The organism is Frankia canadensis, assembly GCF_900197875.1.
Classification (GTDB): Bacteria; Actinomycetota; Actinomycetes; order Frankiales; family Frankiaceae; genus Frankia; species Frankia canadensis.
Genome location: NZ_FZMO01000423.1, coordinates 1 through 25,865, shown reverse-complemented (window position 1 = coordinate 25,865; position 25,865 = coordinate 1). Strand labels below are relative to the sequence as shown.

Annotated in this window: 23 protein-coding genes, 1 tRNA gene and 1 pseudogene; 7 read left to right on the top strand and 18 right to left on the bottom strand. The window is 72.7% G+C overall.

All coding sequences use genetic code 11. From position 1 onward, the window contains the following. Positions 1–193: 193 nt before the first annotated feature. Positions 194–829: pseudogene (locus C1A33_RS37070) on the top strand (FtsK/SpoIIIE domain-containing protein); the annotation flags it as partial. A 166-nt stretch (positions 830–995) separates the two neighbouring features. Here C1A33_RS37070 and C1A33_RS25160 read toward each other — a convergent pair. From C1A33_RS25160 to C1A33_RS25145, 4 genes are all read right to left on the bottom strand, one after another. Continuing rightward, positions 996–1,068 (bottom strand) — tRNA-Ala (locus C1A33_RS25160). 586 nt (positions 1,069–1,654) lie between these two features. Next, positions 1,655–2,731 carry a ParA family protein gene (locus C1A33_RS25155; protein WP_101833894.1) on the bottom strand — a complete coding sequence of 359 codons (1,077 nt, stop codon included), beginning with the start codon at positions 2,729–2,731 and terminating at the stop codon, positions 1,655–1,657. A 262-nt stretch (positions 2,732–2,993) separates the two neighbouring features. Next, positions 2,994–3,845, bottom strand: a complete 852-nt coding sequence (locus tag C1A33_RS25150) for a maleylpyruvate isomerase N-terminal domain-containing protein (protein WP_101833892.1) — start codon at positions 3,843–3,845, stop codon at positions 2,994–2,996. An 81-nt stretch (positions 3,846–3,926) separates the two neighbouring features. Beyond that, on the bottom strand, positions 3,927–4,568 hold the full coding sequence (locus tag C1A33_RS25145; RefSeq protein WP_101833922.1) for a TetR/AcrR family transcriptional regulator: 642 nt from the start codon (positions 4,566–4,568) through the stop codon (positions 3,927–3,929). Between the two features lie 71 nt (positions 4,569–4,639). On the opposite strand from C1A33_RS25145, the gene C1A33_RS25140 reads away from it, so the two are divergent. Together C1A33_RS25140 and C1A33_RS25135 are read left to right on the top strand one after the other, a co-directional pair. Next, positions 4,640–5,320 carry a hypothetical protein gene (locus tag C1A33_RS25140; RefSeq protein WP_101833890.1) on the top strand — a complete coding sequence of 227 codons (681 nt, stop codon included), beginning with the start codon at positions 4,640–4,642 and terminating at the stop codon, positions 5,318–5,320. Positions 5,321–5,461: 141 nt separating this feature from the next. Next, the gene (locus tag C1A33_RS25135; RefSeq protein WP_101833888.1) at positions 5,462–5,809 is read left to right on the top strand and encodes a molybdopterin oxidoreductase; all 348 of its coding nucleotides are present in this window, start codon (positions 5,462–5,464) and stop codon (positions 5,807–5,809) included. A gap of 127 nt (positions 5,810–5,936) precedes the next feature. Here the strand turns inward: C1A33_RS25135 and arfB are convergent, their stop codons facing one another. The 3 genes from arfB to C1A33_RS25120 form a co-directional block, all read right to left on the bottom strand. Further along, on the bottom strand, positions 5,937–6,371 hold the full coding sequence (gene arfB, locus C1A33_RS25130; RefSeq protein WP_101833920.1) for an alternative ribosome rescue aminoacyl-tRNA hydrolase ArfB: 435 nt from the start codon (positions 6,369–6,371) through the stop codon (positions 5,937–5,939). A gap of 107 nt (positions 6,372–6,478) precedes the next feature. Continuing rightward, on the bottom strand, positions 6,479–6,700 hold the full coding sequence (locus C1A33_RS25125; RefSeq protein WP_243407929.1) for a DLW-39 family protein: 222 nt from the start codon (positions 6,698–6,700) through the stop codon (positions 6,479–6,481). A gap of 144 nt (positions 6,701–6,844) precedes the next feature. Further along, positions 6,845–7,636 carry a nuclease-related domain-containing protein gene (locus tag C1A33_RS25120; RefSeq protein WP_101833886.1) on the bottom strand — a complete coding sequence of 264 codons (792 nt, stop codon included), beginning with the start codon at positions 7,634–7,636 and terminating at the stop codon, positions 6,845–6,847. 378 nt (positions 7,637–8,014) lie between these two features. Between C1A33_RS25120 and egtA the strand changes: the two genes are divergently transcribed. The 4 genes from egtA to egtD are packed head-to-tail and all read left to right on the top strand — an operon-like array spanning position 8,015 to position 13,038. Further along, entirely contained in the window at positions 8,015–9,640 is a 1,626-nt protein-coding gene (egtA, locus tag C1A33_RS25115) for an ergothioneine biosynthesis glutamate--cysteine ligase EgtA (protein WP_101833884.1), read from the top strand. Beyond that, positions 9,622–11,031 carry an ergothioneine biosynthesis protein EgtB gene (gene egtB, locus C1A33_RS25110; RefSeq protein WP_101833882.1) on the top strand — a complete coding sequence of 470 codons (1,410 nt, stop codon included), beginning with the start codon at positions 9,622–9,624 and terminating at the stop codon, positions 11,029–11,031. Before egtA ends, egtB begins: the two co-directional genes overlap by 19 nt. A 59-nt stretch (positions 11,032–11,090) precedes the next feature. Next, the gene (locus C1A33_RS25105; RefSeq protein WP_101833880.1) at positions 11,091–11,897 is read left to right on the top strand and encodes a class II glutamine amidotransferase domain-containing protein; all 807 of its coding nucleotides are present in this window, start codon (positions 11,091–11,093) and stop codon (positions 11,895–11,897) included. 43 nt (positions 11,898–11,940) lie between these two features. Next, the gene (gene egtD / locus C1A33_RS25100) at positions 11,941–13,038 is read left to right on the top strand and encodes an L-histidine N(alpha)-methyltransferase (RefSeq protein WP_101833916.1); all 1,098 of its coding nucleotides are present in this window, start codon (positions 11,941–11,943) and stop codon (positions 13,036–13,038) included. A gap of 4 nt (positions 13,039–13,042) precedes the next feature. Here egtD and ilvD read toward each other — a convergent pair whose 3' ends face one another. The 11 genes from ilvD to C1A33_RS25045 all read right to left on the bottom strand — a co-directional run bounded on the left by ilvD (position 13,043) and on the right by C1A33_RS25045 (position 25,584). Beyond that, positions 13,043–14,896: a dihydroxy-acid dehydratase gene (ilvD, locus tag C1A33_RS25095; protein ID WP_101833878.1), complete on the bottom strand. Its 1,854-nt coding sequence runs from the start codon at positions 14,894–14,896 to the stop codon at positions 13,043–13,045. Positions 14,897–15,053: 157 nt separating this feature from the next. Next, positions 15,054–16,316 (bottom strand): hypothetical protein, encoded by a 1,263-nt coding sequence (locus C1A33_RS35975; RefSeq protein ID WP_101833876.1) that lies wholly within the window; start codon positions 16,314–16,316, stop codon positions 15,054–15,056. A 28-nt stretch (positions 16,317–16,344) separates the two neighbouring features. Then, positions 16,345–16,692, bottom strand: a complete 348-nt coding sequence (locus C1A33_RS25085; protein ID WP_423748144.1) for an antibiotic biosynthesis monooxygenase family protein — start codon at positions 16,690–16,692, stop codon at positions 16,345–16,347. 179 nt (positions 16,693–16,871) lie between these two features. Further along, positions 16,872–19,460, bottom strand: a complete 2,589-nt coding sequence (gene dnaB, locus C1A33_RS25080) for a replicative DNA helicase (RefSeq protein ID WP_101833872.1) — start codon at positions 19,458–19,460, stop codon at positions 16,872–16,874. Positions 19,461–19,996: 536 nt separating this feature from the next. Continuing rightward, the gene (gene rplI / locus C1A33_RS25075; protein ID WP_101833870.1) at positions 19,997–20,443 is read right to left on the bottom strand and encodes a 50S ribosomal protein L9; all 447 of its coding nucleotides are present in this window, start codon (positions 20,441–20,443) and stop codon (positions 19,997–19,999) included. A gap of 11 nt (positions 20,444–20,454) precedes the next feature. Next, the gene (gene rpsR, locus C1A33_RS25070; protein WP_009741495.1) at positions 20,455–20,691 is read right to left on the bottom strand and encodes a 30S ribosomal protein S18; all 237 of its coding nucleotides are present in this window, start codon (positions 20,689–20,691) and stop codon (positions 20,455–20,457) included. A 50-nt stretch (positions 20,692–20,741) separates the two neighbouring features. Beyond that, positions 20,742–21,335 (bottom strand): single-stranded DNA-binding protein, encoded by a 594-nt coding sequence (locus C1A33_RS25065; RefSeq protein ID WP_101833868.1) that lies wholly within the window; start codon positions 21,333–21,335, stop codon positions 20,742–20,744. A 63-nt stretch (positions 21,336–21,398) separates the two neighbouring features. Beyond that, positions 21,399–21,725: a 30S ribosomal protein S6 gene (gene rpsF, locus C1A33_RS25060; protein WP_279354694.1), complete on the bottom strand. Its 327-nt coding sequence runs from the start codon at positions 21,723–21,725 to the stop codon at positions 21,399–21,401. A 248-nt stretch (positions 21,726–21,973) separates the two neighbouring features. Then, on the bottom strand, positions 21,974–22,240 hold the full coding sequence (locus C1A33_RS25055; protein ID WP_243407928.1) for a hypothetical protein: 267 nt from the start codon (positions 22,238–22,240) through the stop codon (positions 21,974–21,976). 34 nt (positions 22,241–22,274) lie between these two features. Then, positions 22,275–23,528 (bottom strand): hypothetical protein, encoded by a 1,254-nt coding sequence (locus tag C1A33_RS25050; RefSeq protein WP_243407927.1) that lies wholly within the window; start codon positions 23,526–23,528, stop codon positions 22,275–22,277. Next, entirely contained in the window at positions 23,521–25,584 is a 2,064-nt protein-coding gene (locus tag C1A33_RS25045; protein WP_101833862.1) for a glycosyltransferase family 87 protein, read from the bottom strand. Before C1A33_RS25045 ends, C1A33_RS25050 begins: the two co-directional genes overlap by 8 nt. Between the last annotated feature and the right edge of the window lie 281 nt (positions 25,585–25,865).

The window sequence follows — 25,865 nt, the reverse complement described above, 5'->3', positions numbered from 1 at the left end:
ACTCACCAGCTCGACGCCGAGGACGCGGCGACCACGGCCGCGGAACCCGCCGACAGGCTGGAACGCCGCGCCGCATAGCGCCGCTTTACTGGTCGCCCTCGTCGACCCGCCTTCTCGCTCCGGTCGACCGCTCAATTCTCCGTTTCTCCTACCCCTGTAGTTTCGTGCGCTCGAAATCAGGTGGGTATCTGTCATGTCCAGAATCAATGGCGACCGGCCGTCGCCGCGTATCCCTACCCGCATGGACAAGGTCCGGGTTCCGCTGTGGATGCTGCTGCTGGCCGCTGCCTGCAAGGTCGTGTGGCTGGCGGTTCGCTGGGGTTTCCGTCACCGCGTGGCGGTCGTGGTCGTGGTGGGGCTGCTGCTGTTCACGCACCGGTTCGGCATGGTGGGCCTGGGCGCGCTGCTCGGCGGCCTGGCTGTGGTGGTGCTTGCCTGGGCGCGGCTGCATCCGCGGTCGCTGGCCTGGTTGGGCTGCTGGGTGTTGGGGCGGGCGCGGCTGGCGTTCGTCTACCGCTGGCGGTGGCAGTCGGCGATGGTGCATACGGATCTCGCGATCCGGATGCCTGCGTCGACCGGTGATCAGGTGACGTTCGACGAGGTCTTCCCGCGTATCCGCACGATCCGTTCCACCCGTGCCGTCGACGTCCTGCGGGTGGAGCTGCTGCCAGGGCAGACGCCGCAGAAATGGGCGGAGCAGGCCGAGGCGCTGCGGCACATCTTCCGGGCACGCCGCTGCCAGGTCCACGCCGAGACGTTCCGCTTCGTCCGACTGCACTTCCATCGCTGTGACCCGCTGACCCCGCCGACCGCCACCCGGTCGTGCGATGGGGGTGAAGGCTTCGTACCCGCACGAGGCCTTCCCTCTTTGGCTAGACAACGATCTCAGGATGCCGCCACGCCACACCCGGGGGGTTCGGGGGGTCGTCCCCCCGGCCAGCATCGCGGCTGCTGGGAAGGTGCCCGAAGGGCAACAACCATGAGGAATCAGCGCGTGGAGACGCGGGGATTTGAACCCCGAACCCCTGCCTTGCAAAGGCAGTGCTCTGCCAATTGAGCTACGCCCCCTCGGCGCGACCGCCGGACGGGGCTGCCGACCCGGAGGCCGGGAGCCGCGCGGCGAGGCGCGTCACCAGACTACGTCATCCGGGCCGCGCTGGACGTTCGCGAGGGAGAGAACTCGAAGACCACATGTGCGGCGACCCCCTGGCCCCGCTGGCGCCCAGCGTAACCGCTGCGGCGACTGGGCGTCGGGGAGTAGCCGGGGCAGGAGCTGCACTCGGACGAGCCCGCTCGGGCGGACACGGCCGCAGGCCGGCAGGCAGGTCTGCGGCCTGCGATGTCACGCTGCGCTGACGATGGAGGCGGCAGCATGTCACCCGCCGCCCGCCAGCGCGGCACTGATGTGGCAGCGTGTGTCGCGAATTCTGGGGCAAATCGGACGGGGAACCGCGAACTGGCGACACGGTACCCGTCTGCCATGCATCACTCCGGTCGACGACCCGCCTCGACAGCCACAGCCACGAGGAAACCTTGGCGACGATGGTTACTGTTCGTGATCGACGCCGTTTCACGCGGTCGACGGGCGGCAGGTGGCGGGGGCCGGCGTCGGCGGAGGTAGACGTAGACGCCAGCGGCCACAAGGCGGTTGGGGTCAGCGGGAGTCGGGGCGGCGGAGGGTGGGGTCGATGTAGGCGAGGCGTTCGCGGACCTTGAGGGCGAGGTCGCGGAAGTCCGAGTAGCAGCGGCGGACGGCGGTCGCGGTGCCACCGACGGCGCCGTCGGCGGCGCGCAGCTCGAACATGGGCTTGCGGGCGTCGTGGGCGAGCGGGATCAGGTTGGCGTAGTGCCGCATGGTGGCGATCTCGAAGGAGCGGTCGCGGGACCCGGGGTTGCCCGACGTCAGGACCGAGGTGGCGAAGACCTCGGGGATGCGGTCGAGCCAGCGGTCGTGGGCCTTGGCGGGGCGGTCGGTGCGGGTGGGGGGCTGCATGATGATGTAGCCGATCGGCATCATCAGGGCGCGTGGCGCGGGGATCCGGTCGGGAACCTTCGGCAGCACGGTGCTCTGCCAGGTGGACCGCCACTCGCGCAGTGTCGGGCCGAGGTTGCGCAGGCCGCGCAGCGAGAACAGGTCGGCGGCCAGCGGCATGAGCACCGTGTCGGCGGACAGCAGCGACGCCCGGTTGATGGCGCCGAGGTTCGGGCCGACGTCGATGAGGACGATGTCGGCCCCGACGGCCCGCGCGCCGTTGTCGATGACCCGGTGCAACGCTGTCGTCGTGCGCAGGGCGGCGACATCCTTGCCGAGGAAGCTGTTCGGCCAGGCGGCGGACAGCCGGTCCTCGAAGACGCTGAGCTCGACGTCCCCGGGCAGCAGCCACAGACCGTCCTCGATCGTCACCGGCTCGAACATCTCGACGTCGCCGATGCCCTCCATGATCGGTTCGATGGCGGTGGCCATCGTGCCGGTCCTCGCGGTGGTGCGCGGCCGACGGGTGTCGAGGTCGAGGTCGAAGGGCTTCGGCGCGGACGACGCCGTGTCCTCCGGCTCGCTCCACAGCATGGTCAGCTCGTCCTCGTCGAGGAACTGGGCGGTGAGGTTCGCCTGGGGGTCGAGGTCGACGGCGAGCACCCGGTGGCCCATCCGCTGCAGCATGTGGGCCAGGTGGTAGGCCAGCGTCGTCTTGCCGACGCCGCCCTTGTTGTTGAACAGCGCCATCGTGATCATGTGGTGCTCCGCGCACGCCCGCCGCGCGGGGCCCCGCCCAGGGCCCGACCCACACTGTCCAGGTTGTCCGACACGGCAAGCATTCTTACGCCTGCCCGTTGCCCACCGATGGGCGGGAGACGCACAACCGGGCGACGATCACGCACCGTCCGGCAACGACGCCGGCGGGAGGCCCCTGCCAGCGTGACGGCGGCGCCCACCTGACGGCTTGGTCAGACGTCTGAGCGGCAGAGGCCGGCACCGGCGACGATCAGGAGTCGGTTCAGAACCAGGGGGTGAGCTCGGGCCATCCGTCGCGGCCGGGCACCCGGCCGGTCAGCCAGGCCAGCGCGGGCAGCGTCGCGTCATCCACGACCACGATCCGCTCGCCGCGCCGGCCGGCGGCATGCGACGGCCGGTCCCCCGGCGTCAGCAGCAGCGTGACCTCGGGCGGGACCCGGTCAGGCAGGCCGCGGATCGTCCGCTCCCATTCGACGTCGACGTACGCGGGGGTGAGGTCGGCCCAGCGGGGACCGCCCAGATCAGCGAGATCCAGATCCACGAGATGGATCTCGACCTCGCGCCAGCGCAGGAAGACCAGATCCGCGAGCGTGGTCACGCCGTAGGAGCTGACCCGGCCGGCGCCGGAACGCCAGACGTCCACATGGGTCGCGTCCCAGGCCCGCTCCAGCCGGGCGATGGCGGCGGCCAGCTCGGCGCGCGCGGTCGCGGCCTCGACCCGTTCGCCGGCGGCGATGTCGTCGGCACGCTGACGTGCCCCGCCGGGATACATGTCGACGACCTCGCCGGCGGACGCGCCCTCGACCATCCCGGCATGGGCCTCCGCGTTGCGGGCCAGATGGGTGAGCAGGTGCGCGACGCTCCACCCCGGCAGGGCGCACGGGCGGCGCAGCACCTCGTCATCCACCCGGTCGACGAGGTCGAGCAGGCGCCGGTGCGCGGCGGCACAGCCGGCGAGAAGGTCGTGCGGGATCACCGAAGGCAGGTAGCCCGACGAGGGCAGACCGGAACCGGACGCCGCCGCGACCGCGGACTCGATGCCGGCCTCCTGCGCCGGTCCCGCGTCCGGGTCCGCCGGCCCGATGATCGGACGGGATGATGAAGGGGCAGCCATGACCCCACCGTGCACCCTTCGCCGCGCCGATGCCAGGCGAAGCGCCCGACCAGGAACGTCCCACCCGGACGTGGCGCCCGGCTACTCTTCGGACGGCGTGCCACCCGCTTCTGGCGGGGAAGCCAGGAACTGCTCCAGGGCGGCGCTCAGCCCTTTCTCCGTCACCGCTGTCGGCGCGGCCCGGCGCAGGGAGAACAGGCCCAGGTACGTGGTGTAGGCGAGCACGGCCCGGCCGCGGGCCTGCGGCGCGGGCTGGCCGAGCGCCGAGTAGATCCGTTCGAGGTATTCAAGCCGGCGCTGGGTCACCCGCTCCAGCACCGGCGCGACCAGCGGGGACGGCGCGTCGGCGAGCAGAGCGGCCTCCACGCTGCCCGTCACCGTCGCGCCGAAGGCACGCGCGAACAACGCTCGCAGTCGGAGCGCCGGATCGGCGATCGCCTCCAGCTCGTCGATGACCTCCGCGGTTCCGCGCTGCTCCCAGACCAGCAGGGCGGCGGTCAGCAGCTCCTCCCGATTGGCGAAATGCCAGTAGAAGCTGCCCTTGGTAGCCCCCAGACGGGCAGCGACCGGCTCAACCGCGACGGCGGCCAGCCCGCCGGCCGCGATGGCCTCCAGCGCCCCCGTGATCCAGTCCTCCCGTGACAGCCGGCGCGGCGGGCCGCCCGTGCCGCGGACACCCGGCACCCGCCGACCCCCGGTCGCGGAGGACGGGACGACGGCCATGTCCATACGCTACCGTACGGTCATCTCCATACGGCACCGTATGGAACGCCAGATCGCCGCCGGGAGCGCCCATGGCCACCACCCCCACCCCGCACACACCGTCGGCCTCGACCACGCACAGCTCGACCGCGCCAGGCTCGCGGGCCGGATCTCTCGCTCTGGCGAACCGTTGGGCCGAGGCGCCGTTCCGCAGCCGGTACACGCGGTGGGTCGACGCGCCGCCCGAAGACGTCCGGCGGGCGATGGATGAGCTGACGCTCGACGAGCTCCGGCTGGGCCGGCTGCTCATGGCCGTGCGCACGCTGCCGAGCAGGGTCGGCGGCCGCGCGTCGACGGCGGCACCGGGCGCGCGGCCATCCCGCGTCGCGCACGGCGACGGAGCACGCCCCATGCTGGACACGTTCGCCAGCCGAGGATTCCTGCCCCTGTGCGCGGACGCGGACGGCATCGCCGCCGGCATCATCGGCCAGTTCTGGCACGCCCGCGTGCCCCGGCCCGTCGGCATCACCGACGCCGACGCCTTCGACGCCTTCCACACGCCCGGCTGGGCGAAGGCCGTCACCACGATCACAGTGGTTCCCGAGCGCGGCGGCAGCCGGTTGTCCACGTCGACGGCCATCCACCCGACCGACGACGCGGCCCGCCGGGCGTTCGGCCGCTACTGGCGGCTCATCGACGTGCCCTCGGGGCTCATCCGCCGCGAGTGGCTCGCCGCGATCGCCCGCCGCGCGCGCCACGCCCGACTATCCTGACCTGGCCGGATGATCCCGGCCAAGGCCAAGGCCAAGGGTCCGTAGCATGGGGGCAGCGGAGCGCAGTGGGCCCGCGCGGGAAGCGGGGCGCCGCCGAGCCCGAATCCCGGCACCCGGCGGGCGGAAGGACAGGACGGGCGCGTGTTCACGACTCCTCGCTTCCTGCAGGGAATCGTCCCGTTCGAGGGTCGCGGGCTGGAGGCGCCGTTCACCCTCGGTCCGGCGTTCGCCTACACGGTGCCCGCCGCCATCACGGCGCAGCCGCTGTACTTCCGCGGCGGCAACTCCACCGACGGGCTGATCTGCGTGATCCTGCAGCGTGACGGCGCGCCGATGCGCTACTTTCCCATCGGCGCCCGGGCCTCCGTGCACGTCCCGTTGCGCGTGATCGAGGACCTGCCGCCGCAGACCCGGATCGAGCTGCTGCTCGCCGCGCCGGTGGGGCTTTCCGGCACGGTCGTCGTCGACGTCGGCATCGTCGAGCTCTGACCAGCGCCCGCGGGACATCGGACGACCTGGCGGGACCACCGGGGACACCGAACGCGTCGGCAGGACGCGGCCGGAACGGGGCTCGAACGACGACGACCGCGGGCGGGCCGATCAGTGGATCGGCCGATCAGTCGTCGGGTGGCGCCGCGCGACGGGTTCGCTTGGTGGCGGAGCGCTGCTTCTTCGCGGACAGGCGCCGCTCGACGGAGCCACGGGTGGGCGCCGTCGGCCGGCGAGCCCGGGCCGGGCGGGCCGTCGCGGCGCGCAGTGCCTCCACCAGCCGGTCCAGCGCCGCCTCCCGGTTGCGCAGCTGGGAGCGGTGTTCGCTGGCGACGATGGTGAGCACCCCGTCGTGCAGTCGGTCGCCGAGCCGCGCGACGGCGCGGTCCCGCAGCGCGGCCGACAGTGCCGGGGAGCCGGCGACGTCGTAGGAGAGCTCGACCCGCGAGTCGGACGTGTTCACCGACTGGCCACCGGGGCCGGACGACCGCGAGTACCGCCAGCGCAGGTCGGCGACGGGAAGCACGAACCCTGGGCGGACCAGGATCTCCCGGGGCAGCATGGTCACATGGTGCCCGATCCCGGGCCGCCCGTCAGGTGAGTTTGGAGCCACCCAGGTCGGACGGCTCCGCCGGACCGCTCAGGCCGGACGGCGCCGTCGCGGACGGCTCAGCGCGGAGTGGAGGTGGTGGTGCCGGCGGTGGAGGTCGCCTCGCGCCACAGGTCGATCTCCTCGCCGCCGCGCGCCCGCCGCCGGGCGGCGGTGAGGGCGGCTCCGGCCCCGGCCAGCAGCGCCAGCACGGTCATCTTGCGCGCCATGTCCGCTCTCCTCGTGCTCATCGGCGTCCCGTCGTCGGCGTCGCAGGTCCGCGGCGGCTCGATCACGTCCACGTTATCCCGCGTCCGCGGCGATGTCGCGCCCGGGCGCGTTCCGCGGAACGCCCTCGACGGGACACGCCCTCGGGGCCGTCAACGCCCTGGTCGCCCGCCCGAGACCACCGGCCCACGGGCGATGCCAGGCCGGCAACGACAGGATCAGCGCCGCAGCAGGCCGCGCAGGCGGGAGCGGGTCGGCCAGGACGGTGGCGGCCCAGACACCTCGTAGGCGGGGAACGCCCGCTCGGCCACGTCGACGAGCATCGCCACATCGATCGGCCGCAGCACCATGCCGGCGGACAGGATGTAGTCGGCCACCCCGGTGGCGGGCAGCAGCAGCACCCCCTCGACGAGGGCGAGCCCGGCTGGCACCTCGGCCCGCGCGAACGCGACCACCGGCTGGACCTCCAGCTCCCAGCCCTGCGGCAGCTCACCGAGCAGCTGGGCGGTGGCTTCCTCCCCCATCCAGGCGACCAGGCCGAGCATGGCGCGCAGCGGCACCTTGCCGGCCCACACGCCGGCCGCGTTCTGGCGGACGGGACCCTGATGGGCGTCGGTCTCGATCACCCAGGCGCCGGACGGGCCGATGACCAGATGGTCGATGTTGCCCGCCGAGTCGGCCAGCGAGCGGTCGTGCAGCACCGTGTAGCCGGCGCGGACCAGGCGGTCGAGCGCGCGGGCCGTGCTGCGCTCGGCCTCGGCGTCCTCACGCCACGCCTCGATCTCGGGCGGGGTGCGGAAGAAACGCGCCGCCGCGACGGCGGCGACCCCGAGCACCGCGGCGAGCGACAGCTGCGCCATCGCCCCCGCGGACAGCCCGGCGAGGCCCGCGAGCACCACCACGGCCGCGACCGCGGCGGCGGCCAGCATGCCGGCGAGGATCAGCGCCCGCCGTTTGTGATCTCCGCGCTCGGCGGAATAGAGCTCCTTGCGCCGCAGGTACTCGGCCATGGCCGAACGTCCCGCTGACTGCCGACCGGACACGTCCGCGGTCACCACCTCCCGGCGCCGTCTAGACGCCGTTGCGCTCGGCGTTGTCTCCGGTGACGGAACCGGGCCGGGTCGTTGTCGGTCACGACGAGCTACCGGCTTTCTGGTCCATCCCGGTCACCATTCCATCGAATACACAACAGCGACAGGGTCAGGGACGTGGAATATGCGAGAGAGAACCACGTTGAACCCACATCTATACCACCCATCGGCGGACTGGCCGAGACGCCACCGCGCGCCTGGCCGGGTAGGGAGTCGGCAGCACGGGGGAGAACCCCCCGGGGCACCCGCCATCGGGCGCGGCGCCGACCGGGTGCAGTACCGAGAAGGAGCCGCAGGATGCCACGTCACGCGACACCTCGGGGCGCGGGGAGCGAAGACCCGCCACCGCACCGCCGCGCCCCGGCAACCGCGCCCTTCGCCGGTGCGTCGGCCGCGCGACAGTCATCCACCACCCCGCCCACCGACCCTGCAGGATCGGACAGCGTGGCCCGCCCGCTCGACGGCGACGCGATACTCGCCTTCGCCGCCCACTGCGTCACGCCCATGAGACAACAGCGGCCAGATACTGCCAACGGCGGTCACGACGGGTCACCTCTGCTGCGGTCCTGCGTCGGCATCGAGACGGAGTGGTTCGTGGTCGACCCGCGGGCCGTCCACACGCTGATCGCGCCGGAGCGCACCCGGGAGGCTCTGGCCGCCGGCGCGGGTGGAGACGGTTCGGTGCTGCCCGGCGGCAGCCGGATCACCTTCGAACCCGGCGGGCAGCTCGAACTGTCCGGTCCGCCGGCGGACCTGCGCACCGCGATCCGGTCGACCGCCGCCGACCTGCGGCTCGTCCGGGCGGCGCTGGCCGAGCGTGGCCTCGCGATCGTCGGCATGGGCACCGATCCGCTGCGGGCGGGGGTCCGCCAGACCATCGCGTCGCGGTACGCCGCGATGGAGGAGCATTTCCGCACCGGCGGCGGGCGCTCCGGCCCGGCGATGATGTGTTCCACCGCGTCCGTCCAGGTCAACCTGGATCTCGGCGCCACGGTTGAGGACGCGCGGCGGCGGTTCCAGCTCGCGCACACGGTCGGCCCGGTGCTCACGGCGATGTTCGCCGCGTCACCCGCGCTGGCCGGGCGGCGTACCGGCTGGCGCAGCACCCGCCAGGCGATCTGGACCGGCATCGACGCCAGCCGCACCGGCAGCGTGCTCGATCTGGAACCGCCCGCCATCACCGCGGCAACGCACCCCGAATCTCCCGATATTCACCCGCAATCAACGCAAAGTTGCGATAATCCGACGTTCATGGGTGGCTTGGACATACCTCGCACGCATCAATCCCGCGATTCCGCCCCCGCCGATCTCGCCGAGCTCTGGGCACGCTATCTGCTGGATGCCCGTCTGATGATGATCGCCGAACCAGGCGACGCGGACGTGCAGGCGCGCGGGGAGCAGCACTTCACCGCGGCGACCGGCGGGCACACCTTCGCCGACTGGCTCGCCGGGCGCGGCCCCGCCAGCCGCCCGCCCACCCTCGACGACCTGCGCTATCACGCGACGACGGTGTTCCCGCCCGTGCGACCGCGGGGTTGGTGGGAGCTGCGCTACCTCGACGCCCAGCCCGGAGACGACTGGCAGGTCGCGGTGGCGGTGACCACCGCGCTGCTGGACGATCCGACCGCCACGGCGGGAGCGGCCGAGGCCTGCGCACCGGTCGCGCGCCGCTGGCCGGCGGCCTCGATGCAGGCGATGGCCGACGAGCCGCTGCGGCGGGCGGCGTTGTGCTGTCTGGAGCTGGCGGCCCACGCCCTGCGCCGGGCGCAGGCCGCGGAGCTCGCGGACGCGGTCGACCAATTCGCCGAGCGCCACACCTTGCGCGGCCGCTGCCCCGCCGACGACCTGTCCGAACGGATCGCCCTGATCGGCCCGGCCGGTCTGCTGCGCGAGGAGGCACACAGTTGCGTTTCGGTCGCCTGACGGAGAATCCGACGACCGCCGGGGCCGCCGCGTCCGCCCAGGCCGCCGAGGAGAGCGAGTCGCCATCGGTGCCGCTCACCGTGGACGCCGTCGCGCGGGCGCTGGAGCGGGTCCGGCGGCGCTCGCTGTCCTACACGGACATCGACGACGACGAGCTCGTCCGCCAGCACTCGCCGCTCATGTCGCCGCTGGTCTGGGACCTCGCGCACGTCGGCAACTACGAGGACCTCTGGCTGGTGCGCGCCCTCGGCGCGGCGGCGGCCACCCGGGCGGGCCTGGACGACGTCTACGACGCCTTCCGCCACGACCGGGCCAGCCGGGTGCGCCTGGCCCTGCTCGGCCCCGAGGCCGCCCGTGCCTACCTGCGCGAGGTCCGCGGGCGCACCCTCGACCTGCTCGACCGGCTCGCCCCGCTCCCTGATGGTGGCCACCGGCGGCTGCTCGCCGACGGGTTCGTGTACGCGATGGTCGTCCAGCACGAGCACCAGCACGACGAGACCATGCTCGCCACCCACCAGCTGCGCACCGGCCCGCCGCTGCTCGCGCCGGGCGCCCCGGCTCCGCCCGGGCGCGAGGTGGCGCATCGGGAGGTGTTCGTGCCCGCGGGGCCGTTCACGTTCGGCACCAGCACCGACCCGTGGGCCTACGACAACGAGCGACCCGCCCACCAGGTGAACCTGCCGGCGTTCTGGATCGACACGCTGCCCGTCGGCAGCCGCGCGCAGATCGCGTTCATCGAGGACGGCGGCTACGACGACGAGCGGCTGTGGTCGCCGGCCGGCTGGCAGTGGCGGCAGCGGGAGGGGCTGACAGCGCCGGCGTTCTGGTGGCGCGACGGCGGCACCTGGCTGCGCCGCCGGCTGGGGCACGTCGAGCCGGTGCCCCTTGACGAACCGGTGCAGCATGTCTGCTGGTACGAGGCGCAGGCGCATGCCCACTGGGCCGGCCGGCGGCTGCCCACCGAGGCCGAATGGGAGAAGGCCGCCGCCCACGACCCGGCCACCGGACGTTCACGGCGCTATCCGTGGGGAGACACCGATCCGACGCCGGGCCGTGCCAATCTGGGGCATCGCACGAGCGGCCCGGCCCCGCTGGGGGCCTATCCCGCGGGCGCGAGTCCCTGCGGAGCCGAGCAGATGATCGGGGACGTGTGGGAATGGACCGCGAGCGGATTCACCCCTTACCCGGGCTTCCGGTCCCATCCCTACCGCGAGTACAGCGAGGTCTTCTTCCCCGCGCCGGGGGAGGAGTCGGCGTTCCGCGTGCTGCGCGGCGGCAGCTGGGCGACGGACGGCAGCGCCGTGCGCACCACCTTCCGCAACTGGGACTATCCGATCCGGCGGCAGATCTTCGCCGGCTTCCGGCTGGCCCGCGACGCGGACGACGACTAGGTCACCGACCGTCTCGCTCGCGCCGCCAGGTCCCTGGCCCCGTGTGGAAGGAGCGGCCGGTGTGCCGTCATCTAGCCTGGCTCGGAGCGCCCCGCACACTGGCGGCGCTGACCACCCAGCGCCCGTTCAGCCTGCTGCGCCAGTCCTGGTCACCGCGCCGGATGCGGTACGGCACGATCAACGCGGACGGATTCGGTGTCGGCTGGTACGCCCCGGACCTGCGGGCCGCGCCCGCCCGGGTGCGACGCGCCGTCCCGATGTGGACGGACGCCTCCTACGCGTCGATGGCGGGCGTGATCGCGTCGGGGTGCGTGCTGGCGGCGGTGCGCGGCGCGAGCCTCGGCATGCCGGTGGAGGAGACGGCCACCGCGCCGTTCACCGACGGCGTGCGGCTGCTCAGCCACAACGGCCGGGTCGATCCGGCGGCCGCGCGGGCGCTGCTCGCCGAGCGACCGGACGCCGGGCCACCCGACTCGACCTGCGACTCGGCGCTGCTCGCGGCGCTCGTGTTCGAACGGGCCGGCAAGAGCCCGCTGCCCGACGCGGTCGCCGATGTCGTGACGTCCCTGGGCCAGGCGGCTCTCGCGGGCCGGCCCGGCTCGCTCACCCCATGGGCCGGCGACTGGACGGACGGTCACGAGCCCGCCCCACCCGGCGGGACAGCCCGGCTCAACCTGCTGGTGACCGACGGATCCCAGCTGGTGGCGACGACCTGGCGGGACACCCTCGTCTACCGGATCGAGCCGGACGGCGTGCTGGTGGCGAGCGAACCAGACGACGACAAACCGGGCTGGGTCGACGTTCCGGACCATCACCTCCTGGTGGCCGACACGCACCAAGTCACTCTTCGTAGTTTGATCTCCTAGTACGATTACCGTGGGTTGCACAATGTCGATGGAGGGCGCCACGATGACACCGAGGACCCCGACGACCGCCCCCGCCGGGACGGCCACCCCCACTGATTCCGCCGACGCCGCGATCCGCGCCGGCCAGCTCCGCACGGACGACGCCGGATCCCGCCTCACCCTGGAGCGGCATGTCCGTGACACGGACCGCGCGGTCGCGCTCGCCCGCGACGTGGTCACCGGGCTGACATCCATCCCTCGCGCGCTGCCGCCGAAGTGGTTCTATGACGCGACCGGCGGCATGCTCTTCGACGAGATCACCAGGTTGCCGGAGTACTACCCCACCCGGCGGGAACGGGCGATCCTCGACCGGCACGCCGGCGACATCGCCGCCGCCTGCCCCGCCGACACCCTCGTCGAGCTCGGCTCCGGCACGTCGACGAAGACCAGGCTGCTGCTCGACGCGCTGCGCGACGGCGGCAGCCTGCGCCGGTTCGTCCCGTTCGACGTCGACGAGCAGACACTGGCTCGCGCGGGCCAGGGCCTGCTCGCCGCCTACCCGGACCTCACCGTGCACGCGGTCGTCGGCGACTTCGAACGCCACCTCGGACGACTGCCCGCGGGCGGCCGCCGCCTGGTCGCCTTCCTCGGCGGCACGATCGGCAACATGCGCCCGGCCGTCCGCACGGAGTTCCTGCGCACGGTGCGCGCGCAGACGGCCCCGGACGACGCCCTGCTGCTCGGCACGGACCTGGTCAAGGATCCCGACCGGCTGGTGGCCGCCTACGACGACGGCGCCGGGGTGACCGCCGCCTTCAACCGCAACGTGCTCACCGTGATCAACCGGGAGCTCGGCGCCGACTTCGACGTCCGCGGCTTCGCCCACATCGCGCTGTGGAACGCGGCCGACTCGTGGATCGAGATGCGGCTGCGGGCGGTGCGCGACCAGCGGGTGAGCATCGACGCCCTCGCCCTCACCGTCGACTTCGAACGCGGCGAGGACCTGCTCACCGAGATCAGCGCGAAGTTCACCCCCGACCGCCTCGACGCGGAGCTCGCCGCCGCCGGCTGGGCGACCGCGCAGCGCTGGACCGACCCCGACGGCGACTTCGCCGTGACGCTGGCGACGCCGTCCTCCCACCCGGTCGCCGCGCCGATCTGAGCCGTCAGCCGTCGAGCAGGGTGACGTCGCGGGCGGCACCGGTGGACGCGGAGGTCGCCATCGCCGCGTAGGCACGCAGCGCCGCGGACACCGAACGCTCCCGCTGCGCGGGCCGGTAGCCGCCGGCGGCCTCCAGCTCAGCGCGCCGGCGGCCCAGCTCCTCGTCGGAGACGAGCAGCTCGAGGCGCCGGGTGGGGATGTCGATCTCGATCGTGTCGCCGTCACGGACCAGCGCGATCGTGCCGCCGTGCGCCGCCTCCGGTGACACGTGGCCGATCGAGAGGCCGGAGCTGCCGCCGGAGAACCGCCCGTCGGTGATCAGCGCGCACTTCGGGCCGAGGCCGCGGCCCTTGAGGAAGGCGGTCGGGTAGAGCATCTCCTGCATGCCCGGCCCGCCGCGGGGTCCTTCGTAGCGGACGATGATCACATCGCCGGCCTGCACCCGCTTGGTGAGGATCGCGTCGACCGCGTCCTCCTGGCTCTCGACGACGAGCGCCGGCCCGCGGAACGTCCACTGGCTCTCGTCCACCCCGGCCGTCTTGACGACCGCGCCGTCGACGGCGAGGTTGCCGAACAGCACGGCGAGGCCCCCCTCGGCCGAGTACGCGTGCTCGGCCGAGCGGATGCAGCCGTTCTCGGCGTCGGTGTCGAGCGCTTCCCAGCGGTTGGTGGAGCTGAACGGCTCGATCGTGCGCACGCCTCCCGGCGCCGCGTGGAAGAGCTCCACGGCGTCGGGCGACGGGTTCGGGCCGCGCACGTCCCAGCGGTCGAGGAACTCACGCAGGCTCGCGGCGTGCACCGAGTGGGTGGCCGGGTCGAGCAGGCCGGCCCGGTCCAGCTCACCGAGGATCGCCGGGATGCCGCCGGCGCGGTGCACGTCCTCCATGTAGTACCGGGTGGAGCTCGGCGCGACCTTGCACAGGCAGGGCACCGTGCGGGAGATCTGGTCGATGTCGGCGAGGCTCACGTCGACGCCCGCCTCGACGGCCGCGGCGAGCAGGTGCAGCACGGTGTTCGTCGAGCCGCCCATCGCCACGTCCACGGCGAACGCGTTGCGGAACGCGGCCGCGGTGGCGATCGAGCGCGGCAGGACGGCCTCGTCGTCCTTCTCGTAGTAGCGCCGGGCCAGGTCGACGACGAGCCGGCCGGCCTCGACGAACAGCTCGCGGCGGGCGGCGGCGGTGGCGAGCGTGGAGCCGTTGCCCGGCAGCGACAGCCCGATCGCCTCGGTCAGGCAGTTCATCGAGTTCGCGGTGAACATGCCCGAGCAGGATCCGCAGGTGGGGCAGGCCGACCGCTCGATCGTGGCCAGCTGGTCGTCGGAGACGTCCGGGCTCACCGCCGCGGACATCGCGGTGATGAGGTCGAGCTTGGAACGGGCCGTGCCCTCCGAGATCACCGCGTTGCCGGACTCCATCGCCCCGCCGGAGACGAACACGGTCGGGATGTTGAGCCGCAGCGCCGCGAGCAGCATGCCCGGGGTGATCTTGTCGCAGTTGGAGATGCAGACCAGCGCGTCCGCGCAGTGCGCGTTGACCATGTACTCGACGCTGTCCGCGATGAGCTCCCGCGACGGCAGCGAGTAGAGCATCCCGCCGTGCCCCATCGCGATGCCGTCGTCGACGGCGATCGTGTTGAACTCGCGCGCGACCCCGCCGGACTCGGCCACCGCGCCGGCCACCAGCTCACCGAGGTGACGTAGGTGCACATGGCCCGGGACGAACTCGGTGAAGCTGTTCGCGACGGCGATGATCGGCTTGCCGAAGTCGTCGTCGGTCATGCCGGTCGCCCGCCACAGGGCGCGGGCACCGGCCATGTTCCGGCCGTGCGTGGTCGTGCGGGAGCGTAGAGCGGGCATCTCGACCTCGGGACATCACGTCGGCGTCGCCGCGGCGGAGCTCGCCGACGGCGGTTATCTGGTGATGAGTCGACGGTACGCCACACCGTCGGTGTGTCCCCGGCGCGGCCGCGCCCCGACTGGCCGTGGCGCCGCCCGCGTCGGGGAACGTGCCCGGTCAGGAACCCTGGTCGGGCTCGCGGGGCGGCGTGTCGTCCGGCGAGCCCGCCTCCGGCGGGTCGACGGGCGCCTTCCCCGGGGGCGGCGCGGCCCAGGGGTAGCCGGCGATCCGGCGGCCAGCGCCGGATCCAGAGCCGTCGCTCGGGCCCGGCTCGCCAGGGTCGCCCGGGCCGGGCCCGATGTTCTCCGCGCCGCGCGGGGCGCCTCCCGCCTGATCGCTGGCAGCGCCGCCCCACTGCGGCGGCTCCGCCAGCGGCCCCGCCCGGTTCGGCGTGGGCGGAGCCGGCAGCTCGTCGAAGTTCGGCGGGTAGTCCGGAATGGGCGGCAGATCCTCGAGTGGGGGCAGTTCTCCCGACGGATCCGGGTCAGACGGCCCGCCGCCCGACCCGGACGACCGGTCGAGGCCCGACGGCCCGGCGGTTGTCCCGGCGCCCTCTGTCGGCGTCGCCCGCCCAGACGGTGGCCCCGGCGGGGGACCGCCCGGGTCGACCGGCGGTTGCCCCGGCTGCCCGCCGGACGCCCCGGGTGGCGTCGGCTGGCCCGGACCACCCGGCTGGCCGGGCCGCGCTGGAGAGGCCTGGCCAGAATGCGCCTGCGGACCTGGGTAGGCGTGTGGCCCCGGCGGGACCGGTGGGCCCGGGTAGGCATGCGGTCCCGGATACTGCGGCTGGCCGGGATACTGCGGCTGGCCCGGATACTGCGGCTGGCCAGGGGGAGTCGGCTGGCCAGGATGGCCGGATGCGGTCGGCGCCCCAGGCTGGCCCACGTGTCCGGGATAGCCGGGGTGGCCAGGCTGGCCCGGATAGGCCGACTGGCCTGGGAAGGCCGACGCGACGGGGCCGCCGGGCATCGCGCCGGGGACCCAGCCTCCGGCCTGGTTCCAGCCACCGGCCTGCCCCTGGAGACCAGGCTGACCTGTCGCCGGGGGGATCTGGGAGTTCGGTGCCTGCCCGTCCCGGCTCGCCTGCGCCACCGTGCGGGTGCGTTTCGGGCGGCGGCGGCGCCACTGGTCCCGGATCACCCACACCAGGCCGAGTGACGCCATCGTGCCGGCGAACGGCCCGACCCATGCCCGGACGAGGAGCAGGTAGAAGGTCAGGACCGCGGTGAAGACGTAGCCGGTGACGAAGAACGCGAACGGCCGGATCCGGAACTGGCTGATCCTGTCCCGCAGCAGGATCGCCGGGAAGACCCAGATCAGGAAGCCGAAGAAGCTCGCCGCGACCGGGGCGATGAACAGGTATCCGAAGAACGCTTCCATGGTCAGGGGTCCAGGCGCTCGGTGCGGATCAGACCGGGTCGGGTCCGGGCGGGATGTCGACCCCGTGGGACACCGACGGTGGTTCGGCGAAGTAGGGGCCGAGCGCGGCGCGCCAGCGCACGAACCGCTCGGACTCCCGGAAGTTCTTCAGGTGGCTGTCCAGCGTGTCCCACTCGACGAGCAGCACGTAGCTCGACGACGATTCCACACCGCGGGTCAACCGCGCCGCACGGCATCCCGGCGTGCCCACCAGCTCCGCACGGATTCCCCGGTAGGCGGCCTCGAACTCGTCCTCGGTGCCGGGGCGCACCTCGAACCTGGCGATCTCCAGCACCGCCACGTCGATCCCGCCGCCGCTCGCGTCCTCACTCACCAGGCCGCCTCCTCGCTGGTTCGGGGGGCTCGTGCTGTTTCTCGGCCCGCCGCCGGGCCCCCGGCCGTGCGCAGCCCGTCCCCCGCCAGGCCACACGGTCGATGTGCCCAGTGTGTCACCGCCGGGCGGCGATCGGCGGCGGTGCCCGCGGATTGCGGGCCCCCCGTTTCGTGCGTCCGCGGTCAGTTCGCCATGTCGACGAAGCGGGAGTAGTGCCCCTGGAAGGCGACGGTGACGGTACCGGTCGGGCCGTTTCGGTGCTTGGCGATGATCAGGTCCGCCTCGCCGGCCCGCGCGGACTCCTTCTCCACGGCGTCCTCGCGATACAGCAGGATCACCGCGTCGGCGTCCTGCTCGAGGCTGCCGGACTCGCGCAGGTCCGAGACCTGGGGTCGTTTGTCGGCGCGCTGCTCGGAGGCCCGGTTGAGCTGCGAGATGGCGACCACCGGCACCTCCAGCTCCTTGGCCAGCAGCTTCAGCGACCGGGAGATCTCGCTGACCTCCTGCTGGCGACTCTCCACCTTCTTCGGTGACGACATGAGCTGCAGGTAGTCGAGGATCACGAGACGCAGCTGGTTGCGCTGCTTGAGCCGCCGGGCCTTCGCCCGGATCTCCATCATCGTCAGGTGCGGGCTGTCGTCGATGAACAGCGGCGCCTCCGCCACCTCGCCCATCCGCCGGGTCAGCCGCGACCAGTCGTCCTCGGAGAGCCGGCCGGTGCGGATGTTCTGCAGCGAGACCCGCGCCTCGGCCGACAGCAGCCGCATGGTGATCTCCATCCGGCTCATCTCCAGCGAGAAGATGACCGACGTCATCCCGTTCTTGATCGACGCCGCCCGCGCGAAGTCCAGTCCCAGCGTCGAGTTGTGCGTCGGGATGCACGAGATGCCCGCCAGGTACAGGTGGTCGGCGTTGTCCACTTCCACGCACCGGACGGGCACGGAGGCGATCGGCCGGACTGCGGTGATGTACCGGAGGCCCACGGTCGGGTGCCCCGTCGGCCGTAGCCGGTCGGCCTTGCGCGTGAGGCGGAAGACCTGCTCCTGGGGCGCGAAATTGATCATGTAGCAGGTTGAGCTGGCGGCGGAAGCGCCCTGCACCCGCTTCGTCGTCACGGACGCGCGGTATCCCAGAGAAAGGATGAGTTCGTGCGTGTCGCGGGCAAGACGTTCGTTGGTGACGGCGAACTGCACGGTCGTCCCGTTGGACGCCACCGTCCCATCCGTGTCCAGCAGACCTGCGAGGAGATCGCGCCGCTGCTGCTCATCGGCCCGCAGGTACTGAAGCGGAATGTGCTTGTCACCCAGCACGCCCAGCGTGCGCAACTGCGTCTGCAGCGTGCCGGACTCGGCGTGACAAGAGCCGCAGCGCGGGCCGTAGCTGGTCACACGCCCACCGCAGCCCACGCACGTCCGCGCAGGTAGCGGCTTCGCGAGGAACCGCAGCTTGCCCCCGCAGGACTGGCCACAGGTGCGCACATGCGGCATGCGGTTGGCGAAGGTGCGACCGCACACCATGCACGACCGCTCCTCCACGGCGGTCTGGCGAAGCCGCAGTGAGTACCGGTACTTCACCGTCGCGCTCGCCACGACGTCGTAGCCCCGGCTTCGGATCTCCGCAGGAATGTCCGGGTCGGCGGATGTCAGCTGGGCACAGCTCGAGGTCCCGTCGCCGAGCCAGGCGCCGAGCAGGTACGGATCGATCGGAAGGTTCACCGTGGGCAACGCGAACGGCCTGGCCACGCGAACGGCGTGGTTGTGGCGACGATCCGCGGTCGAGCAGTGGAGCGTGCGCGCGATCTCCTCCGTCGTCACGGGCCTGCCGCCCGCCGCGGTGCCAGGGCAGGACGTCCGCCCGGCGGCGACGCGACGATCCGCCCGGGTCTCGGTGACCCACTGGTGCTGTGCGTCGGCCACCAGCACGGAGCCGTCGGAGAACTCCACCTCGTAGCACGGGCGACCGACCATCACCTCGGTCGCCGCCACGACCCGGGTGGGCTGGCCGTCGGCACCGATGAGCCGGTCGCCGACGGCGACCCTGCCCATCGTCGTCCACCCTGTCGGCGTCGCCAGCGGAGTGTCGAGTGCGAGAGCCTTCCCGACGGCCGGGCGGGCGGCGACGATCCACAGCTGGCCGCCGTGCAGGCCGTTGGTGAGCTCGTCGAGGTCGGTGAAGCCGGTCGGCACGCCCGTCAGCGCGCCGTCGTGGCCCTCGATCGACTCGATCTCCTCGAGTGCCGGGTTGAGCAGGTCGCCGAGCGGGGCGTAGTCATCGTTCGTGCGCCGCTCGGTGACGTCGTAGACGGCGGCCTGCGCCCGGTCGACGACCTCGCTGACGTCCGGCGCGGCGCCGTAGGCGAGCTGGACGATGCGCGTCCCCGCCTCGGCGAGGCGACGCAGGATGGCCTTCTCGGCGACGATGTGGGCGTAGTAGCCGGCGTTCGCCGCGGTCGGCACGCTGGAGATGAGCGTGTGCAGGTATCCCGCGCCGCCCACCCGCTCCAGCGCGTCCCGGCGGCCGAGCTCGGCGGCCGCGCTGATCACGTCGGCCGGCTCGCCCCGCCCGTACAGGTCGCCGATGACCTCGAAGATGAGCCCATGGGCGGGCCGGTAGAAGTCCACCATCCGCAGGACCTCGACCACGTCGGCGATCGCGTCCTTGGACAGCAGCATGCCGCCGAGCACGCTCTGCTCGGCCGGCAGGTCGTGCGGCGGGGTGCGGTCGAACTCCTCGGCGCCCCCGACGCCACGCGAGATCTCGGTGACGCTCACGACGCACCTCCTGGCTGTCCCACGCGGTCTCGACCTACCGCGTGATCTGGCTGTCCCGCGATCCCAGTTTCGAACGCATGTTCGTACACGCCCGAGCGATCGTCAACGGGCCACGCTGCGGTGGACGCCGGCGACGCTCCCGGCACGTCGATTGGCTCCCCAGTTTGGAGGGTCCGACCCTACGGACCGGCAGCCACCCCCGCCAAGAAGTTATCCACAGGCCCTTGTGGAAAAGCTGTGGGTAACGGCCGAGAAGCTGGGGAGAAGCTAGGGACAGACGCGCACTACCTGTGGATAGTGCTGGCCTTACGGCGCGAGAACCGCGGGTTCCCAGAGCTCCGTTCGAGACGTCGCCTGTGGACAACGAGTCGAAGAAAAAACTTTTCGGCGACCTGCCGGGCGCGTAACGCGAACTCCCCCGGTCCCGCCACCGTGACGATGGGTGGGAGCCGGGGGAGTTCGTCGACCAGTCGGCGGCACGGAGCCCGGCGGATGGCCGGGCGCCGGGCCGCCACCGCGCTGGCCCGCGGTTTTTGCTACGCCTTGCGGACCTGGACCTTCAGCGACGCGGTCACCTCGGGGTGGAGGTGGACGGCCACCGTGTAGGCGCCGAGCGACTTGATCGGCGTGGTCAGCTCGACGCGGCGCCGGTCGAGCTCCGGACCGCCGGCGGCGGTGACGGCGTCGACGACATCGGCCGCCGTGACCGAGCCGAACAGCCGGCCTTCCTTGCCCGCGCGGCTGGCCAGCTCGACCTTGAGGCCGCCGAGCTGACCGGCGATCTCGTTGGCGTGGTCGAGGTCGCGCACCGCCCGGGCCGACCGGGCCCGCTTGATCTGCTCGACCTGGCGCTCCGCGCCCTTGGTCGCGAGGATCGCGTACTGGCGGGGCACCAGGTAGTTGCGCCCGTACCCGTTCGCGACCTCGACGATGTCACCCGGGCTACCGAGGCCGGGGACCTCCTGGGTCAGGATGAGCTTCATCGCGCCACCCCCTAGCGAGCCGAGGCGGTGTAGGGCAGCAGCGCCATCTCGCGGCTGTTCTTCACCGCCGTCGCCACGTCGCGCTGGTGCTGGCTGCAGTTGCCGCTGACCCGGCGGGCACGGATCTTGCCTCGGTCGGAGATGTACTTGCGCAGCAGCGACGTGTCCTTGAAGTCGATGTACTCGACCTTGTCCTTGCAGAAGACGCAAACCTTCTTCTTCGGCTTGCGCACGGCCGCCTTGGCCACGGATGTGCTCCTACCTCGTTGTGCCGTCCTCGATGACGACGACCGGCCGCTCAAAACGGAGGCTCGTCTGAGTAGCCACCGGCCGGCTGCTGCGACCAGGGGTCATCGTTGGGGGCGCCGCCGCCGTAGTTGCCGCCGGACGGCGCTCCGGCCGGGGCACCGGCCGGGGCACCGGCGGGCGCGCCGTAGCCGCCCCCACCACCGCTGTAGTTGCCGCCGCCGCCGGAACCGGAACCGCCGCCCCCGTTCCCGCCGCCGAAGCCGCCTCCGCCGCCGCCACGGGCGGCGCGGACGACCTTGGCGGTCGCATAACGCAGGCTCGGGCCGACCTCGTCGACGTCAAGCTCGATGACGGTGCGCTTCTCACCCTCGCGGGTCTCGAACGAACGCTGCTTGAGCCGGCCTGTGACGATGACCCTGGCTCCCTTCTGCAGGGACTCGGCGACGTTCTCCGCGGCCTGCCGCCAGACGGAGCAGCGCAGGAACAGCGCTTCGCCGTCCTTCCACTCGTTGCTCTGACGGTCGAGCGTGCGCGGAGTTGAGGCGACGGTGAAGCTCGCGACGGCCGCGCCGTTCGGCGTGAACCGCAGTTCAGGGTCGCCTGTCAGGTTGCCTACGACGGTGATGACAGTCTCACCGGCCATGGGCGCCCTCCCAGCTCTCGGCGGTCCGCGACGACGGGCGAACCGCCGTCAGCCCGGACCGGGTCATGCCGCCGCCCGGCGGCTCTGACGGGGCTTCTTCGGCTCGGGGAGCCGGATGACCTTCGTGCGCAGGACCGACTCGTTCAGGACGAGCTGCCGGTCGAGCTCGGCGACGATGGCCGGCTCCGCGTGCAGGTCGATGACCGCGTAGATGCCCTCGTGGTTCTTCGCGATCTCGTAGGCGAGCCGGCGGCGACCCCAGATGTCGACCTTCTCCACCACGCCGCCGCCCTGACGGACGACACCGAGGTACTGGTCGATGGACGGCGCGACGGTGCGTTCCTCGAGGTCAGCATCGAGGATCACCATGAGCTCGTAATGGCGTGCCAAGGGTGAACCCACCTCCTGTGGACTCAGGCGGCCACGGATCTTCCGTGACAGGAGGAACCGCGCTCCGGTCCTGCGCCGCCGCGAACGCGCTCGACGCCGACCACCCGGCTGGGGATCGTCCGCGAGCACATCCGGACGATCATCAGTACACTGCGCCCGACCGCGGCCAGGCCGACCGATCCCGGTGATCGATCAGCGGCTGACCAGCGACGAACACGTGCGCCGGCGCACGGCATGTCCCGGCGAGTCTACTCGATCCCGCCTCGGTCCCCGGGCGCGCCCACCGTCAGGACCACGCGCAGCCAGGCGGTGCCGACCCCGCCCAGCAGGACGAGATCCACCGTGACCAGCAGGCCCCGCAGATGCCGGGACGGTGCCGGATCGGCCAGTGCCAGCCCGAGCAGCACGCAGGCCAGTGCGAGCGCGCCCGCCGTCAGCAGCGGGGCGACGCCCCGCGGCCCGGACCTCGGCGCTCCGTCCCCACCGCGGGCCCCCGCCGCGTCCCCGGCCCTCACCGCATCGTCCTCCACCGTCACCGTCACCGTCAGCTCAGTCGACCCACTGCCCCTGGGTGAAGGCGACGACGAACGCCGCCATCACCGGCGCGCACAGACAGACATACACCGGTGCCACCCAGGATCGGCGCGCCGCCACCCGGGCGAACAGCAGGTACAGCGGGAAGGCGACCAGGATTGCGCGGATGCCCGAGGCGTAGTAGTTCGTGCAGGCCATGATCGTGGTCATCACACCGACGAAGGTCGCCTCTCCCCAGCGCCTGCCCACCAGCAGGGCGATCGTCAGCGCCACCCCCACGACCACCGCGAGCAGTTCGCCGCGAAAGAACCAGACGAAGGTCGACGCCCCGTTGCCGTCCGTCGCCGACGACCAGGTGGCCGCCCACCCGGACCAGGGCCAGTCCGTCCAGCGGTGCCAGCCGTCGTGCATCGCGTCCGTGTACGCGCCCCAGCCGCCCGTGCGCACCCGCAGATAGCAGAGATAGGCGACGACGGGGATCGGCGGCAGGGCCAGCGACAGCGCCGGCCATGCGACGACGGGTCGCCCCGCGGCCCGCCGGCCCACCACGTACTGCACGGCCAGCGCCACCCCGAAGGCGACGCCGCTGATCCGCGCGGAGGCGGCGCCCGCGCCGAGCAGGCCGGCGAGCCACCAGCGATGCCGGCGCGCGGCGAGCCAGGACGCTGTCGCGAACGCCAGGAACACTCCCTCGGAGTAGGCGGCGAACAGGAACACCGCGTAGGGGAAGCAGATCAGGCCGACGACGGCGACCCGGGCATCGCGCTCCCCGACCTCGTCCGCCGCGAGCTGCCACAGGGCGGCCACGGTGACCACGCCGGCGAGCAGGGAGACGACAAGACCGGCGGCGATCCAGTCCCGGACGACCAGATGGGCGAGCCTGATCGCGATCGGCAGTCCGGGGAAGTCGACCTCGGTCCGGTCCGCGTACGCGGGGGACAGGTAGCCGTACCGGGCGACCTTGGTGAACAGCCCGACATCCCACCGGTCCCACAGCGTGCGCAGGCCCGGCGCGGACCGGGCCGGCCCGGTGGTCAGCGCGCGGGCGGCGGCCAGCGACAGCAGCGCCACCGCCACCCGGCTGCCCAGCCACAGCGGCAGCGTCGCCCGCACGGGCGTGGGCAGCAGCGCCCACCAGGAACGCGCCCGGCCCGCGAGGTCGGATCCGTCGGCGCCGCCGGGATCCGACGCCCGCGACCGCGCGCGGTGCGTCGCGACGGGCGTCGAGCCCGGTCCGGCCATCGGCTCGGGGATCGCCGGGCTATCCACCGGCGGATCCGTCTCCCGCCGCCGGTGCGCCAGGTCCGTCGCCGTTCTGGTTGCGCGGTCGGAACAGCGCACCCGGTTCGATCGGCGTGAACGTCGGCCGACCGTCCTGCTCGGTTCCAGCTCCGGACCCGGCTCCGGCGTCCTTCGCCGCCCCGGCGCCCTTCGCCTCACTGGTCGCCATGGAGGCGCCGACCAGGAGCGCGCCGGTGTTGGCGGGAAGCTCGTCGTCGCCGCGGGCCCTGGTCGTCCGCCCGCGCCAGCCGCCACGCACATCGGGTGCGTGGTCCAGGATGCCGCCGGCCGGGTCGTCGATCACGGTCGGGTAGAGGCCGGCGTCCGGCCGGTCCGCGGCCAGCAGGTCGGCGTCGGTGCGGGCGCCGGTGGTGCGGACCACGTCGGCCCGGGGATGCAGGATCTCGCGCACGACGAAGCCGGCCATGACGAGCAGCACGAGGTCGCGCAGGGTCACGGCGCCGACGAACCAGCCCCGGTCGATCCCGCGGCGCCCCTGGGTGTCGTTGAAGATGAAGTGCATGAAGCGGGTGAACAGCACCCACGCCTCGCACAGCTGCCAGAGCAGGAACAGCCGCCAGCGCGGGCGGGCGAGCGCCACCAGCGGCAGCAGCCAGATCGTGTACTGCGGCGAGAACACCTTGTTGCTCAGCAGGAACGCCACGACCAGCAGGAACAGCACCTGCGGCAGGCGTGGCCGGCGCGGGGCGAACCAGGTCAGCAGGCCGATGCCGATCACCGCGACCACGAGGGTCGCGCCGGTGATGACGTTCAGCGTGCCGACGGGCAGGCCATGGTCCCGGATGCCCTGCAGCACCAGCGGCACCGCCACGGCGACGGTGCCGAAGACGGCGGCGGCCAGGGCGACGGCGAGGCGGCGGGTGTCGGGGCGGTGCACGATGAGCGCGGCCGCCGCCGCGACGACGACCGCCGCGGTCACCAGGCAGATCACCAGATGCGTCGGCCCGAACCAGGCCGGGTCGTGCCGCTCGGCGAGCCAGGTCGCGCCGAAGGCGATCGAGTCCCAGTCGGCGCCGCGATCGGAGTTGAGATCGACGAAGCGCGCGACGGCGTTACGGGCGCCGTCCGGGCCGCCGCCGAGCAGCCTCAGCCAGTCGCCGCCGTGCCAGAAGGTCACCCAGATGCTGTTGCCGGCACGGTTGTTCTGCTCGTCGAAGTAGCCGGCGACCAGCCACAGCGGCACGATCACCACGACGATGGTGACGGCTGCCGCGGCCACCGCCTTCGCCCATTCCCGCAGCTTCCCGGCGCGCAGGCAGAGAAAGCCGATCCCCACCAGGAACAGCACCGGGTAGAGCTTGGTGAGAATGCCGAGGCCGAGCAGCACTCCGGCCAGCCGTGGCGCCCGGCGGGACCAGGCCAGCAGACCGGCGGCCGCGAACGCGACCGCGATGATGTCCCAGTTCGTCAGCAGGTGCAACGCCAGCGCGGGGGCGAGCGCGAACAGCGCGGCGTCCCAGACCCGCCGGCGCCCGGCGGTCAGTGCCGTGCAGGCCACGGCGACGCACGCGGCCAGCGTGAACAGCAGCGCGGTCAGGTCGTAGAAGACGGCCGAACGCCGGTCCATCGTGTAGTGGTCGAAGACGCGCTGGCCGTTGTCGTCGCGGTAGACGGCCCGCGGGCCGGAGGCGAGCCCCGCCGGCCAGGAGATGAGCTGCATGGCCGCGCCGATCAGCGGCGGGTACTCCGTCGGGTAGTCCAGGTAGGGGATCTTGCCGTCGACCAGCCCCTCCTGGCTGTAGAGAGCGACCACGTCGGAGTAGCACAGGGCGCTGTACTGGTGCTCGTGCGCCCAGTTCCGGGTGTCGCGGCAGCTGGCCTTCTGCGCGTAGCCGAGCACGCAGACGAGGATGACGAAGGCCATCAGCACCCGCAGTGGCGTCAGCCACCCGCGGCCGGTCGCGGCGGCGGCGTGCCCGCCCGGCGGCCCGCCGATGAGCTGGCTCGCGCCCGCGACGACCGGGTCCTCCCGGGCCGGGCTGACGCGGGCGGGAGACGCCGGTGTCGTGGCCATGCCGGCCATTCTCACCCACGGCCTGGACGGATCGGCTCACCAGCGTCCCGATCGGCCGCGGGCGGGCGCCGGCCGTGCGGGCGCACGCCGGCGGCGACAGCCCCCCGGCGCGCGGCCCACGGGTCGGTTCCGGTCACCTGGATCCGGGTCATGACGGTGCGGTGGGGCCGGTGGACGGGCCTCCCCTGGCCCCGGTGGGCTCGGGCTGGCGGGGACTCATGGTGACGACACCCTGGCCAGCCGAGCTCCGCTGGGCGGTCGGCCCACCGGTCATCCGAAAGGGTCGACGA

Excerpts from the sequence above, each read along its gene's own strand:
- C1A33_RS25120 (WP_101833886.1), bottom strand. The coding sequence starts at position 7,636 with ATGGCCGAGTACCTGCGGCGCAAGGAGCTCTATTCCGCCGAGCGCGGA.
- ilvD (WP_101833878.1), bottom strand. The coding sequence starts at position 14,896 with ATGCCCGCTCTACGCTCCCGCACGACCACGCACGGCCGGAACATGGCC.
- C1A33_RS35975 (WP_101833876.1), bottom strand. The coding sequence starts at position 16,316 with ATGGAAGCGTTCTTCGGATACCTGTTCATCGCCCCGGTCGCGGCGAGC.
- C1A33_RS25145 (WP_101833922.1), bottom strand. The coding sequence starts at position 4,568 with ATGGCCGTCGTCCCGTCCTCCGCGACCGGGGGTCGGCGGGTGCCGGGT.
- rplI (WP_101833870.1), bottom strand. The coding sequence starts at position 20,443 with ATGAAGCTCATCCTGACCCAGGAGGTCCCCGGCCTCGGTAGCCCGGGT.
- C1A33_RS25065 (WP_101833868.1), bottom strand. The coding sequence starts at position 21,335 with ATGGCCGGTGAGACTGTCATCACCGTCGTAGGCAACCTGACAGGCGAC.
- C1A33_RS25045 (WP_101833862.1), bottom strand. The coding sequence starts at position 25,584 with ATGGCCGGCATGGCCACGACACCGGCGTCTCCCGCCCGCGTCAGCCCG.
- C1A33_RS25140 (WP_101833890.1), top strand. The coding sequence starts at position 4,640 with ATGGCCACCACCCCCACCCCGCACACACCGTCGGCCTCGACCACGCAC.
- C1A33_RS25150 (WP_101833892.1), bottom strand. The coding sequence starts at position 3,845 with ATGGCTGCCCCTTCATCATCCCGTCCGATCATCGGGCCGGCGGACCCG.
- egtA (WP_101833884.1), top strand. The coding sequence starts at position 8,015 with ATGCCACGTCACGCGACACCTCGGGGCGCGGGGAGCGAAGACCCGCCA.
- arfB (WP_101833920.1), bottom strand. The coding sequence starts at position 6,371 with ATGCTGCCCCGGGAGATCCTGGTCCGCCCAGGGTTCGTGCTTCCCGTC.
- egtD (WP_101833916.1), top strand. The coding sequence starts at position 11,941 with ATGACACCGAGGACCCCGACGACCGCCCCCGCCGGGACGGCCACCCCC.
- C1A33_RS25155 (WP_101833894.1), bottom strand. The coding sequence starts at position 2,731 with ATGATCACGATGGCGCTGTTCAACAACAAGGGCGGCGTCGGCAAGACG.